The organism is Thermoactinomyces vulgaris, from assembly GCF_003688725.1.
Classification (GTDB): domain Bacteria; phylum Bacillota; class Bacilli; order Thermoactinomycetales; family Thermoactinomycetaceae; genus Thermoactinomyces; species Thermoactinomyces vulgaris.
On the sequence record NZ_REFP01000010.1, the window covers coordinates 65,001 to 78,091 of the forward strand.

Here is a 13,091-nt window from a genome sequence, read left to right on the forward strand (position 1 = left end):
ACGACATCGCCCGGAAAGCTTCGGACAAGCCGTGCTTTCCCGTTATTCTTTGGCCTTTTTCAATTCTTCCACGAGTTCATCGTATTTCGGACTGCTCAAAAAGTTGTCCACGGAAATATGATGAGCATGGGGGACCTTGGCTTTGGCCCGGTCCGTCAGGTCTTTGTGTGTCACCACAATGTCGGCATCATCCGGCAGGTTGTTGATCGATGTGTTGGTCACAGACAGATCCAAGCCTGCTTTTTGCACTTTGTTTCTCAAAATGGATGCCCCCATGGCGCTGGAGCCCATTCCTGCATCACAGGCAAAAATAATTTTTTTCACTTTGCCGTACTCAACCGTCTCGGCTTTCGGCTCTTCGTCTGCCGGTTTTTCTTCTTTTTTCAGCAGCTCGGCCGCTCTGCCTTCTTTCCCTTTTAATTCACTGGTTTTTTCAACAGCTTTGTCCAAGTCTTCACCGCTTTGTTTGGATGTTTTCAAAATCAACGATGCGATAAGGAAAGAAACAAGCGTCGCCGCGATGACTCCCGCCAAAACACCGACATAGTTCCCTTTCGGCGTCATGGCCACCAAGGTGAAAATGCTTCCCGGTGACGGCACTGCGATCAATCCGGCGCCGGTCATCAAGAAGGTGAAGACGCCGGTGGCTCCGCCGGCAATGGCCGCAACCAAAAGGAAGGGTTTCATCAAAATATAAGGGAAATAAATTTCATGAATTCCCCCGAAGAAATGAATGATTGCCGCACCCGGCGCGGATTGTCTGGCCGTTCCTTTGCCAAACAACATATAAGCAAGCAAAATTCCAAGTCCGGGACCCGGGTTGGTTTCCAACAAGAACAAGATCGATTTTCCGGACTCAGTTACTTGTTCAATCCCGATCGGACTTAAAATTCCATGGTTAATGGCATTATTCAAAAACAGGACTTTTGCCGGCTCCACAAACAAACTGGCAAGCGGCAACAAATGCGCATCGATGATGGCTTGAACCCCCGCCGCCAGTGTGCTGTTCAACAACAATACCACCGGGCCGATGGCTTTATAGCCGAGGATGGTTAAAATTCCTGCGATGATCCCGGCGGAAAAGTTGTTCACAAGCATTTCAAACCCTTGTTTCACTTTTCCTTCGACCAATTGATCCCATTTTTTGATGCAATAACCGCCAAGCGGTCCCATCACCATCGCTCCCAAAAACATGGGAATACCGGATCCGACGATGACGCCCATGGTGGCCGTGGCTCCCACCACACCTCCTCTGACATCGTAGATCATTTTTCCGGCGGTGTATCCGATTAAAACCGGAAGCAGATATTGGATCATGGGGTCGACCAGTTTGGCCAAATCCTCATTCGGGAACCATCCGGAAGGAATAAATAAAGCCGTGATCAATCCCCAGGCAATGAAGGCGCCGATATTAGGCATAATCATTCCGCTTAAAAAACTCCCGAAACGTTGTACCTTCATTTTGACTCCGGGATTTGCCTGACCCGATTCCGCCATGTTCCTCTCTCCTTTCTCTTTTGGGAATATATATTTATATTTTGTGAACATCTCGTTACTTTTATCATAAGACGGCGATCCAAGCTGGTTCAATTTATAGAAAATCCTATTTTGTCCTCCTAATTGTTGACATTATTAAAATAAACAAAACCCCTTTCCATAAAAAATAGAAAGGGGTTGACGGGTGAAGGGATTCGATTTAACAGTTATAGCTGGCTTTTTCTCAAGGCCTGATCCAGATCGGCAATAATATCATCCACCGACTCAATTCCAACGGACAAACGGACCAGATCCGGAGTCACTCCTGCGCTTCTTTGCGCTTCTTCCGTCAATTGTTGGTGCGTGGTGCTGGCCGGGTGGATCACCAGGGACTTGGAATCGCCGACATTGGCCAGATGTGAAAAGAGTTCCAGGCTTTCAATGAACTTCTTGCCGGCTTCCAATCCGCCTTTGATGCCGAAAGTAAAAATCGCCCCTTGGCCTTTGGGGAGATATTTTTGAGCCAGTTCATAAGACCGGTGGTTCGGAAGCCCCGGGTGATTGACCCATTCAACCGACTCATGTTTTTCCAGATATTTTGCAACTTCCAGTGAATTCTCACTGTGCCGTTCCATCCGCAGATGCAATGTTTCCAACCCTTGCAACAACAAAAAGGCGTTAAACGGGGAAATCGCCGCTCCGGTGTCACGCAAAAGCTGCACCCGCGCTTTGGTGATGTATGCAAGCGGTCCGAGCGCTTCGCTGTACACCACTCCGTGATAACTCGGATCGGGCTCCGTGAAATCCGGGAACTTGCCGTTGGTCCAGTCAAATTTTCCGGAATCCACAATAACTCCGCCGATGCTGTTTCCATGTCCCCCGATGAATTTGGTGGCCGAGTGAACGACAATGTCGGCCCCGTGCTCAAAAGGACGGCACAAATACGGGGAAGCAAAAGTATTGTCCACAATAAGCGGAATTCCGTGGTCGTGAGCCACTTTCGAAACCGCTTCAAAATCCAGCACATCCAATTGGGGATTTCCGATGGTTTCGGCAAAAATGGCTTTGGTCCGGTCGGTGATCGCTTTCCGGAAGTTTTCCGGATCCGATTGATCCACAAATTTCACGCGAATCCCCATTTTGGGAAGAGTATGGTAAAAGAGATTATAAGTTCCTCCATATAACGCACTGGAAGCGACGATTTCATCTCCGGCTTTGGCAATGTTCAAAATGGCATAAGTGATGGCTGCCTGCCCGGAGCTGGTTGCCAACGCTCCGACTCCGCCTTCCAGTTCCGCCACCCGTTTTTCAAAAACATCCTGGGTGGGATTCATGATGCGGGTATAAATATTTCCCGTTTCTTTCAACGCGAACAAATTGGCAGCATGTTCCGTATTGTCAAACACATAAGAGGTCGTTTGGTAAATCGGCACGGCTCTCGATTTCGTGACCGGGTCCGGCACCTGTCCTCCGTGTACGGCAATGGTTTCGCTTCGATAGTTCGTGGATTCACTCATTGGCCTTTTTCCCCCTTTTGTTGTAAAAAAGCCTCTTCTCTGATCCAGAGAAGAGGCTTGATCACTCATCGAAGTCTCTCCTATCTTCTAGAAATCCCAAAGGATTTCTACAGGAATTGGCACCTTCCGGATCTTTATCCGGGGTTGCCGGGCGTCATTGGGCCAGTCCCTCAGCCTCTCTGGATAAGAGCAAAATCTGATAAGAATAGTATTATTTTATTGAATTGACTCTATTATAATGACTGGAAAGGACCATCGTCAATGATTTTTCTCAAAAAACCCATTAAAAAACCAGGGCAATTGCCCTGGCCAGATATAAACCCGGTTCGAATGGGGATTCGAAGAGATTTAATCGGGAGTCCATCTGATGATTTATTCGGACGGTCTTCCTAAATTATGGTCTTTTTGTACGAAAAAAGTTTTTTTGTCACGGATTATTCAATTTTTAAGACAAAAAAACAACCTCTTTTCCAAAACGCCTCTTTTTGCATTTAAGCTTTCATTCCTTGGGTACTGGCCCTTTCGTCCGGATCCTTCATACATATGTTATAGCGATTTGAAAAACGCGGAGGTGATTTTATGTCAGCGCTTGAGCGCTTATGCCGTCAATTCGCACGAATTGTCAACGGCCAGCCAAGCACCATAAACGGGGTTTGTTTTATTCAAAAATTCCGGAACATCCCCGTCACCATTTTGGGGAAACGGTCCCGTTCTCCGCTGGTTCTTCCCACCTTCTTCAGTTTTGAAAGCCTTGACCGCCAAGGCCGCGCGCTCAATTTGGGAGAAACGGTGATTTTACAAAGAGAGATTAATCCGTTCATCTCCGAATTGCGTAAACGGGGAATTATTGTAACCGCTCTTCACAACCACTGGTTGTTTGAAAACCCCCGTTTATTTTACATTCATTTTGAATCCGTCGAAAATCCGATCACTTTTGCCAGAAAAGTTGCCGCCGCCTTGAGGGTATTGAAAAGATGATGATTTCTTTAAAAACCACCCGGAAGCCGGGTGGTTTTTAAAAACTCCCGGTATAATAAACTTAATCTGAAGCAAGGGAGAACGTTGCATGGAAGAAATGTGGAGAAACATTTTGCTGGAACTCGGCATTTGGGCCATTCCAGTCAGCCTTTTGATCAATACGCTCGTCAACCTGACCGGCTTTCTCCCCTCGATCTTTATGACGGCAACAAACGTCTGGCTTTGGGGAGCTTGGTGGGGCGGGGTCCTGTCCTGGACCGCGGAAGTTTTGGGAGCTATGCTTGCCTTTGTGCTTTATCAGCGGGGCGTGCGCATGCTTCCCCGAAAATACCGAAACCGCTGGCATTGGCTGGAGTCCATCCATGCACAGCCGCAATGGCGGCAATGGACCCTGCTTGTTACTGCCCGGCTGGTGCCCTGGATTCCGACAGGGGCCGTAAACCTTTTTGCCGTATGGGCAGAAACCCGCTTTTTCATCTTCTCAAGTTCCACCGCCTTGGGCAAAATTCCATCCATCGCCTTGGAAACCGGAGCCGGGTATGGGTTCATCCAATGGATTCAACTTTTTTAAGGGAAAGAAAAATTTTTACATACAGATCCTTTTGGGTTAAAATAAATAATGTACGAGAAAATAGTAAGTAACTTGTAATAACAAGATGGAGGGATTTTTTATGGCAAAAGTGTTGATTTTGACCGGTGATGCCGTGGAAGCCCTGGAGATTTTCTATCCCTATTACCGGTTGCTGGAAGAAGGACACGAGGTCACCATCGCGTCCCCGAATAAAAAGAAATTGCAAACGGTTTGCCATGATTTTGTGGACATGGAAACATTCACGGAAAAACTGGCATACGGCATTGACTCCCATGCATCATTTTCCGAAATCAATCCGGCTGATTATGACGGCTTGATCATTCCCGGGGGACGGGCTCCGGAATACATCCGCATGGAAAAAGAAATCCCTGCACTGGTCAGCCATTTCTTCGAAAACAACAAACCGGTGGGGGCCATTTGCCATGCCGCACTGGTGTTCAGCGTGATTCCGGAATCCGTCAAAAACCGTTCGATGACGGCATTCACCACTTGCAAACCGGAAGTGGAAAGCGCAGGAGCAGAGTACGTCAACAAAGAGCTTCATGTGGACAACAACTTGGTATCGGCTCATGCTTGGCCGGATCTCCCCGGATTTATGCGGGAGTTTTTAAAGAAATTAAAATAATTTTGATCAAAAAAGGAGCCGGTTTTTCCCCGGCTCCTTTTTTAAAACAAAGCCAACTGGTTGCTTTCCGGAAGCCCCTTCAAACAACCCAGCCGCTCCAGCACTTCGATCACCGTGCTGGACAAACGGGCCCGCTTTTGCAAATCCTCAATCGACAAAAACTCTCCTTGCTCCCGGGCTTGGACGATGTTTTGCGCCGCACTCTCCCCGACTCCGGAAATCGAAGCAAAGGGAGGGATGAGGCGTTTTTGGTCATCCAGCCAAAACTTGACGGCATCCGACTGGTACAAGTCCACGGGCGCAAATTCAATTCCCCGTGCATACATTTCCATCACCAATTCCAAGGTGGCCGCCATGGCTTTGTCTTTCGCCGATGCCTGGAAGCCCATCTCGTTGATCTCGTTCAGTTTCCGTTTGACCGCATCATATCCTTTTAAAACCAGCTCAATGTCAAATTCATTGACGCGGGTGCTGAACAATGCCGCATAAAAAGCTTCCGGATGATACACTTTAAACCACCCGATGCGGACCGCCGCCGTCACATAGGCCGCGGCATGCGCACGCGGGAACATGTATTTGATCTTCCGGCAGCATTCAATGTACCAATCCGGCACGCCATGCTCTTTCATCAAGGCTTCCTCTTCTTCAGTAACCCCTTTTCCTTTTCTCACTTTTTCCATGATCTTAAACGCCGCTTTGGACGGCAATCCCATGCGGATCAGATACAACATGATATCATCACGGCAACAGATGGCCTCCGAAATCGTACAAACGCCGTCATTGATCAAATCCTGCACATTGCCCTGCCAGACGTCCGTCCCGTGCGACAGCCCGGACACACGAACCAATTCACTGAAACAACTGGGTTTGGCATCTTGCAAAATCCCACGCGCAAAATAGGTTCCAAATTCCGGAATCCCCAACGTGCCATGTTCAATTCCGTTAATGTCTTCGGGCCGGACACCGATGCTTTTGGTGCTGCGGAACAGTTCAATCACCTTGGGATCCCCGAGCGGAACCTTGGTGGGATCCACACCGGTCAGTTTATGCAACAGACGCTGGATGGTGGGTCCCGTATGCCCGAGCAAATCCAGCTTCAAAATCTTCCCGGAGATGGCTTTGTAATCAAAGTGGGTCGTGATCACCCCGGATTTGGTGTCATCCGCCGGGTGCTGAATGGGCGTGAAATCATAGACTTCCCGTTCCTGCGGCACCACCATCAACCCTCCGGGATGTTGCCCGGTGGACCTTTTCACCCCGACGCAACCTTGCGCCAGGCGCTCAATTTCGGCACGCCGCAAATTCAAATTATGTTGTTCCGCATACTTTTTCACATAACCAAACGCGGTCTTTTCTTTCACCGTGTTGATGCTTCCCGCACGATAAATGTACTCTTTCCCAAAAAGTTCCTCGGTGTACTGGTGCGAGCGCAATTGATATTCTCCGTCAAAGTTCAAATCGATATCGGGCGCTTTGTCCCCTTCAAAGCCAAGAAACGTCTCAAACGGGATGTCATGCCCGTCTTTCCACAGATCTTCCCCGCACCGGGGACATTTTTTGTCAGGCAGGTCAAATCCGCTTTCATAAGAACCGTCGGTAATAAACTCGCTGTACTTGCACTTTTTGCAACGATAATGGGGAGGCAACGGATTCACTTCGGAAATATAGCTCAAACAAGCAACGACCGAAGAACCGACCGATCCCCGGGAACCGACCAAGTATCCGTCTTCCAGCGATTTGCTGACGATTTTTTGTGAAATCATGTACAGCACACTGAATCCGTGTTTGATAATGGAGTTCAATTCCCGTTCCAACCGGTTCTTCACGATTTCCGGCAACTCTTCCCCGTACCATTCGTGAGCCGTTTGGTAACAAATCCTTTTTAACTCTTCTTCGGCTCCTTCCAAATGGGGCGTGTACGTTTCATCCGGGAACGGCTTGACCACTTCAATCTGCTCCGCAATCGCCCGGGGATGATCCACCACCACTTCTTTGCATTTTTTCTCGCCCAAATATTGAAATTCCCGCAACATCTCGTCCGTCGTCCGAAAATGCGCTTTCGGCAAAGGCCCTTGCGGTTTCGCGCCGGTTTGGTTTGCGGCGATGATTTCGCGGAAGATGGCATCCTGTTCATCCAAATAATGGGCGTTAGAAGTGGCAACCACCGGTTTGCCCAGCTTCTCACCGATCTCGACAATCAATTGATTCGCTTGCCGCAACCGCTCTTCATTTTCCACCAAGCCTTTTTCCACCAGATGCATGTTGTACTCCACCGGTTGGATTTCCAAGTAATCATAAAAACGCGCGATTTCTTCCACTTCGGAAGGCGACTTGTTTAACGCCGCTTCATATAATTCTCCGCGTTCACAGCCCGATCCGACCAAAAGGCCGTTCCGGTGCTTGACGAGTTCGCTGCGGGGAATGCGCGGCACCCGGTAAAAATATTTTAAATGGGACATCGAGATAAGCTTGTACAGGTTTTTCATCCCTTCCTGGTTTTGCACAAGCAAAATGGCATGGAAAGGGCGAACCCTTTTTAAATCCCGTTCCCCCCGGTTTTCATTCAACATGTGCAAATGGGTGATCTTCTTTTTCTCAACCGCGATTTGCAACATTTTCCACATCACATGGCCGGTGGCTTCCGCATCATAGATCGCCCGGTGGTGCTGTTCCAGTTTGATACCGAGCTTATCCGACAGTGTGTTCAAGCGGTGGTTCCGCATCTCGGGGAATAACATCCGTGCCAGTTCCAGGGTGTCCAGCACCGGATTTTTCACCGGCTCCTTGCCAATCCGTTTCACCGCTTCCTGCAAAAATCCCATGTCAAATCGCGCATTGTGCGCCACCAGTACGGTTCCTTCGATAAACTCAAGAAAATCCGCCACCACATCATCCACTTCCGGTGCGTCTTTCAACATGTCGTCGGTGATATGCGTCAGCTCGACAATATGTTTGGACAACGGGCGGTGAGGGTTGGCAAAGGAGGAAAATTTATCGATGATTTTTCCGTCTTTCATCTTGACTGCTGCCAGTTCGATAATGACATCGTGAACGGCGGACAACCCGGTGGTCTCCACGTCGAAGACGACATATGTACCCTCGAGCAAATCCATCTCAGCTTCATTCATCACAATGGGAATGCCATCGTCAACGATATTGGCTTCCACTCCGTAAATCACTTTGATGCCATGTTCGCCGGCCGCTTTGTATGCTTCCGGATAGGCTTGCGCAACGGCATGGTCGGTAATCGCCACGGCGGGATGACCCCATTCCGCCGCTCTTTGAATCATTTTCCCCGCACTGGCAATCCCGTCCATCGCCGACATGGAAGTGTGCAAATGAAGCTCAACCCGTTTTTCTGCCGCCGTATCCCGGCGCGCAAACGAATCGGGTTCGGTTTCTTCCAAGCTGTTCACCATCACGACCAGTTCGCGGGAAAACGTGTCATATTGAACACTTCCGCGCACTTTTAACCAATCACCGTCACGGATCATGGCCAAAACGGCGGCTTGCTCCTTGTCACGGGCAAACACTTTGCACGAAATGGAATCAGTAAAGTCGGTCAAATTGAAGGTTAACAACTTCCGACCGCTTTTTAACTCTTTCAACTCGCTTTTAAACACTTTGCCTTTGATGACCACATTCCGCTCTTCTTCGACAATGTCTTTGATTTTCACCGGTTCTCCCTTGATGCTGTAGCCCAATTTTTTGCTTACAACCGGTTCCTCCGGATGCCCGCTCTTTTCTTTCTGTTTCTTGGCCCGCTCTTTTTGTTCGGCCAACGCTTTTTGCATCAAGGTCTTTTCCTCTTGGATTTTCTGCTCGCGGAATTGTTCGGCGGCCTGCTCCGGTTCGGTTTCTTTTGCTGATAAAATGACGGGGAGTTTGGTTCCGGTGATGCGTTCGTAATACTTCATGATGTAGCGGTCTGTTTCCCGTTGTTTGGCCATTTTCAAAACAGCCGGGTTGGGGAAGATGACAACGATCCGGTCCCCTTCCACCTGCCATTCAGCCTGTCCGAACCAAGTGGCGGCGGCGGGTGTGACCTGTTCTTGCAAACATTTTTGGATAAAATATTTATATTTTTGCAAAACGATTTCATGTTGCAAGCGGTCGTAGGTAAAGTACATATTCACCCGGACCCACGGCTGAAAATGTTTTTTCACGCGCATCTGAAAATCCTGCCATAACTCCGCATTCATCGGCTCCACCAAATGAAGGTGAATATTCCATGTTCTGTCTTGGAGACGGACTTGCACCTCTTTAATCACACCATCCCGAAAGGCATGATTCAGCCATTCTTCCGGCAATTCGGCTTCATGGAACAGGTTAACCAGTGCTTGCCTCCCCTTCATTGCTAAAGACCTCCAAATACTTGGTTTCTCTTCCCATACCACATCGGAATGATTCGAGTCATTTACTTATTGTATCGAACATATACAAAGAGAGAAAGAGGCGATTTTTGTAAGGCCGTTTTAAAAGGATAAAACCCTGCGGTCAGGCAGGAATCAAACCATCTTTCAAGAAATTTATATATGGAACATTTATATTTTTCGAAAAAATAAGGAGGATGAGGCCATGAGCGTCAAACTTTCCGGTTACAAAGCCCCCAACACGGAAGGCAGCCTGCTTCACTTTAAACCCCGTTATGAAAACTTTATCGGCGGCGAGTGGGTTCCTCCGGTAAACGGCGAGTATTTTGACAATCCGTCACCGGTCGACGGCAAGGTGTTTACCAAAGTTCCGCGTTCACAAAAAGAAGATATCGAACTGGCTTTGGACAAAGCGCACCAAGCCAAGGAAAAATGGGCCAACACCCCGCCTGCCAAGCGAAGTAAAATCCTCCTTGAAATTGCCGACCGGATTGAAGCCAACAAAGAAAAACTGGCACTTTCGGAAACATGGGACAACGGAAAACCCATCCGCGAGGCACTGGCGGCAGACATCCCGCTTGCCGTTGACCATTTCCGGTATTTCGCCGGTGTCATCCGCGGAGAAGAAGGCAGCGTTTCCGAAATTGACGCCAAAACGCTTTCGGTTCACATCAAGGAACCGATCGGTGTGGTCGGACAAATCATCCCCTGGAACTTCCCCTTGTTGATGGCCGCATGGAAACTGGCACCGGCACTGGCGGCAGGAAACTGTGTCGTACTGAAACCTGCTGAACAAACGCCTGTCACCGTCCTGTTATTTGCCGAGATCATTCAAGATTTGCTTCCACCCGGTGTCCTCAATATTGTAAACGGTTTCGGCCCCGAGGCCGGCCAGGCGCTCGCCACCTCTCCGCGGATCGGAAAAATCGCTTTCACCGGTGAAACCACCACGGGCCGGTTGATTATGCAATATGCTTCTGAAAACATCATTCCGGTCACGCTGGAGTTAGGCGGAAAATCTCCCAATATTTTTACGGAAAGCGTCATGCGGCAAGATGATAGCTTCCTGGAAAAAGCCATCGAAGGATTTACCATGTTCGCGTTAAACCAGGGGGAAGTCTGTACCTGTCCGTCCCGTGCACTGATTCAGGAATCGATCTATGAAGAATTCATGGAACGGGCCCTCGAACGGGTGAGCAAAATCAAACTGGGGGATCCCCTGCATCCGGAAACGATGATGGGGGCGCAAGCTTCTTCGGATCAATTCCAAAAAATCCTAAGCTATCTCGAATTGGGGCGTGAAGAGGGAGCGCAATGCCTGACCGGCGGAAAACCGTATGACAATCCGAAATATCCGGACGGCTTTTATATTGAGCCGACCGTCTTTGTCGGAAACAACAAAATGCGCATTTTCCAAGAAGAGATTTTCGGACCGGTTGTCTCCGTCACAACATTTAAAGATGAACAGGAACTGTTGGAAATCGCCAATGACACGCTCTATGGCTTGGGAGCCGGATTGTGGACCCGAGACGTTCATCAAGCTTACCAGATCGCCCGGAAAATTGAAGCCGGCCGCGTGTGGGTGAACTGTTACCATGTCTACCCTGCACATGCTGCCTTTGGCGGATACAAACAATCCGGGATCGGGCGGGAAACCCACAAAATGATGCTGGAACACTACCAGCAAACCAAAAACATGCTGATTTCCTACGATCAAAACCCCACCGGATTGTTTTAAGGTGAACACGGATGAAAAAAGTGGAGCGGGTGTCTGTGACCGAAGAAGCAGCCAAAGTGATTGAGGCTTTGCGAAAAGAACATGGCGATTTAATGTTTCACCAAAGCGGTGGTTGTTGTGACGGATCTTCTCCAATGTGTTTCAAAGCGGGAACATTCCGGGTCGGAGCCAACGATATTTACCTCGGGGATGTGGCCGGTTGCCCTTTTTATATGTCACGGGCCCAATATGAATACTGGAAACACACCCACCTGACCATCGATGTCACCAAAGGCCGCGGAGCGTCTTTCTCCTTGGAAATCCCGCTCGGGATCCGGTTTATCATTCGTTCCCGTTTGTTTACCGAAGAAGAGCAAAAACAATTGGGATTCCTTTAAACGAAAACCCCCTGCCCATGCAGGGGGTTCACTTCGCCTCTTTATTTTTGAATAAACAATTGTGTCCAATAAGTGCCGTAATCTCCACCTTGAACATAACCGATTCCAATATGGGTAAAATCAGGATTCAAGATATTGGCCCGGTGTCCTTCACTGTTCATCCAGCCGTCCATCACTTCTTCCGCCGTTTTTTGTCCCGCCGCAATATTTTCTCCGGCCGCTTTAAAATCAATGCCTTGTTGTTTCATCATTTCAAAAGGAGAACCATAAGTCGGGGATTGATGGTCAAAATAGTGATGATCCCTCATGTCCTTGGATTTCATGTCCGCTGCTCCGGAAACCGCGGCATCCAGTTGCAACGGGTTCAAGCCGTGCTTCTCCCGTTCCTGATTCACCAAGGCCAAAACCTCTTTTTCAATGGGAAGGATCTCTGCATCTTGATCATCGGTTGCCGCCGCAGAAGACGGTTGCGTTTCACTTACTGCCTCCTGTTGTTGCGGTGTCACCTTTGGATCGGCTTGATTTTGGATTTCCAAAAACCCCAAACCGGAAACAGTGGACAACAGTGCCGTCAATCCGGCAAGAATCAATTGAAAACTCATGCTACATCCCCTTTCCCTTCAACTTGCTTCACAGTCTAACATAAATCCGAAGCAATAAAATTGTAGAATATTGGAAAGGAGTTTCATTTCCGTTTTATCAATGCATCAAACCGGTGCGAACTCAATTCTTGTTCAGGAGTGATCAGCATGTTCAGGCTGATGGGGTATTCCCGGTCCTGATGTTCCACTTGCACGGCAATGTGGGCATCTTGCACTTTCCACAATGCCATCCGGATGCTGACATACTGGTCACGCGGAAATTGCGGATCCCAAAATTCCCCATAAAAAAAAGGAGCTCCCCAATTGGTTGACAAAAAGCGCACAACAACGTCCAAACTCCTCAACATTTCCATGGTTAATTCGTTCATCCGGTCTTCACTTTGATCCTTCAGGATCTCATCCATTTCCCGGTATGTATCAATATCCAGCCATACAGATTGAATGCGCCCTTCCTTTTTTTCCAAAAGAATACGGGGATATCCGTCCAAATGATTGCAAAAACACACACCTTCTTCCTTTTCCCACATCATGCGATAATCCAAGAGTTCGGCAAGTACTGAAAATGAATGAACCATTTGCTCCTTATCCCAATCAAATTGAATACTTGGCAAATAGGAAGCAATCATTTGTAACTGGCGATGATGTTGTTCATTTAACATGATCCGGCTTCACCCTGTTTTCTAGTGTTCAAAAATCAAGAACCTATATATTTTAATTCAAAAACAATCATACAAAGATTATAATTATTTTTATATTAATTGATCAAGTATGGATCTACTACCTTTCTTTTCTTCAAACAAAGGTGATTTCAAC

At 48.2% G+C, this 13,091-nt stretch carries 10 protein-coding genes and 1 riboswitch; of the genes, 5 read left to right on the top strand and 5 right to left on the bottom strand.

Annotated features, from left to right (window positions below):
* Window positions 1-42: 42 nt before the first annotated feature.
* Together ATH33_RS09775 and ATH33_RS09780 are read right to left on the bottom strand one after the other, a co-directional pair.
* Window positions 43-1,497: a PTS mannitol transporter subunit IIBC gene (locus ATH33_RS09775; RefSeq protein ID WP_037995194.1), complete on the bottom strand. Its 1,455-nt coding sequence runs from the start codon at window positions 1,495-1,497 to the stop codon at window positions 43-45.
* A gap of 206 nt (window positions 1,498-1,703) precedes the next feature.
* Window positions 1,704-2,993, bottom strand: a complete 1,290-nt coding sequence (locus tag ATH33_RS09780; RefSeq protein WP_121874363.1) for a homocysteine synthase — start codon at window positions 2,991-2,993, stop codon at window positions 1,704-1,706.
* Between the two features lie 77 nt (window positions 2,994-3,070).
* Window positions 3,071-3,183, bottom strand: a riboswitch (SAM riboswitch).
* A 389-nt stretch (window positions 3,184-3,572) separates the two neighbouring features.
* On the opposite strand from ATH33_RS09780, the gene ATH33_RS09785 reads away from it, so the two are divergent.
* The 3 genes from ATH33_RS09785 to ATH33_RS09795 all read left to right on the top strand — a co-directional run bounded on the left by ATH33_RS09785 (window position 3,573) and on the right by ATH33_RS09795 (window position 5,188).
* Window positions 3,573-3,971 (top strand): DUF1259 domain-containing protein, encoded by a 399-nt coding sequence (locus ATH33_RS09785; RefSeq protein WP_037997593.1) that lies wholly within the window; start codon window positions 3,573-3,575, stop codon window positions 3,969-3,971.
* 88 nt (window positions 3,972-4,059) lie between these two features.
* Window positions 4,060-4,542: a TVP38/TMEM64 family protein gene (locus ATH33_RS09790; protein ID WP_037997591.1), complete on the top strand. Its 483-nt coding sequence runs from the start codon at window positions 4,060-4,062 to the stop codon at window positions 4,540-4,542.
* Window positions 4,543-4,642: 100 nt separating this feature from the next.
* Window positions 4,643-5,188: a DJ-1/PfpI family protein gene (locus ATH33_RS09795; protein ID WP_037997588.1), complete on the top strand. Its 546-nt coding sequence runs from the start codon at window positions 4,643-4,645 to the stop codon at window positions 5,186-5,188.
* A gap of 41 nt (window positions 5,189-5,229) precedes the next feature.
* Here ATH33_RS09795 and ATH33_RS09800 read toward each other — a convergent pair whose 3' ends face one another.
* On the bottom strand, window positions 5,230-9,543 hold the full coding sequence (locus ATH33_RS09800; protein ID WP_062842828.1) for a PolC-type DNA polymerase III: 4,314 nt from the start codon (window positions 9,541-9,543) through the stop codon (window positions 5,230-5,232).
* A 223-nt stretch (window positions 9,544-9,766) separates the two neighbouring features.
* Between ATH33_RS09800 and exaC the strand changes: the two genes are divergently transcribed.
* Both exaC and ATH33_RS09810 read left to right on the top strand, forming a co-directional pair.
* Window positions 9,767-11,299 carry an acetaldehyde dehydrogenase ExaC gene (exaC, locus tag ATH33_RS09805; RefSeq protein WP_121874364.1) on the top strand — a complete coding sequence of 511 codons (1,533 nt, stop codon included), beginning with the start codon at window positions 9,767-9,769 and terminating at the stop codon, window positions 11,297-11,299.
* An 11-nt stretch (window positions 11,300-11,310) separates the two neighbouring features.
* Complete coding sequence (locus tag ATH33_RS09810; protein WP_037997583.1) at window positions 11,311-11,676, top strand: DUF779 domain-containing protein; 366 nt, start codon at window positions 11,311-11,313, stop codon at window positions 11,674-11,676.
* Between the two features lie 41 nt (window positions 11,677-11,717).
* Here the strand turns inward: ATH33_RS09810 and ATH33_RS09815 are convergent, their stop codons facing one another.
* Together ATH33_RS09815 and ATH33_RS09820 are read right to left on the bottom strand one after the other, a co-directional pair.
* Entirely contained in the window at window positions 11,718-12,278 is a 561-nt protein-coding gene (locus ATH33_RS09815; RefSeq protein WP_052186866.1) for a CAP domain-containing protein, read from the bottom strand.
* A gap of 83 nt (window positions 12,279-12,361) precedes the next feature.
* Window positions 12,362-12,937 (bottom strand): hypothetical protein, encoded by a 576-nt coding sequence (locus ATH33_RS09820; RefSeq protein WP_121874365.1) that lies wholly within the window; start codon window positions 12,935-12,937, stop codon window positions 12,362-12,364.
* Window positions 12,938-13,091: the final 154 nt, after the last annotated feature.

Bases quoted from the DNA above. Each gene is read 5' to 3' on its own strand.
- ATH33_RS09775 (WP_037995194.1), bottom strand. From the start codon at position 1,497: ATGGCGGAATCGGGTCAGGCAAATCCCGGAGTCAAAATGAAGGTACAA.
- ATH33_RS09800 (WP_062842828.1), bottom strand. From the start codon at position 9,543: ATGAAGGGGAGGCAAGCACTGGTTAACCTGTTCCATGAAGCCGAATTG.
- ATH33_RS09785 (WP_037997593.1), top strand. From the start codon at position 3,573: ATGTCAGCGCTTGAGCGCTTATGCCGTCAATTCGCACGAATTGTCAAC.
- ATH33_RS09810 (WP_037997583.1), top strand. From the start codon at position 11,311: ATGAAAAAAGTGGAGCGGGTGTCTGTGACCGAAGAAGCAGCCAAAGTG.
- ATH33_RS09780 (WP_121874363.1), bottom strand. From the start codon at position 2,993: ATGAGTGAATCCACGAACTATCGAAGCGAAACCATTGCCGTACACGGA.
- ATH33_RS09815 (WP_052186866.1), bottom strand. From the start codon at position 12,278: ATGAGTTTTCAATTGATTCTTGCCGGATTGACGGCACTGTTGTCCACT.
- ATH33_RS09790 (WP_037997591.1), top strand. From the start codon at position 4,060: ATGGAAGAAATGTGGAGAAACATTTTGCTGGAACTCGGCATTTGGGCC.
- ATH33_RS09820 (WP_121874365.1), bottom strand. From the start codon at position 12,937: ATGTTAAATGAACAACATCATCGCCAGTTACAAATGATTGCTTCCTAT.
- exaC (WP_121874364.1), top strand. From the start codon at position 9,767: ATGAGCGTCAAACTTTCCGGTTACAAAGCCCCCAACACGGAAGGCAGC.
- ATH33_RS09795 (WP_037997588.1), top strand. From the start codon at position 4,643: ATGGCAAAAGTGTTGATTTTGACCGGTGATGCCGTGGAAGCCCTGGAG.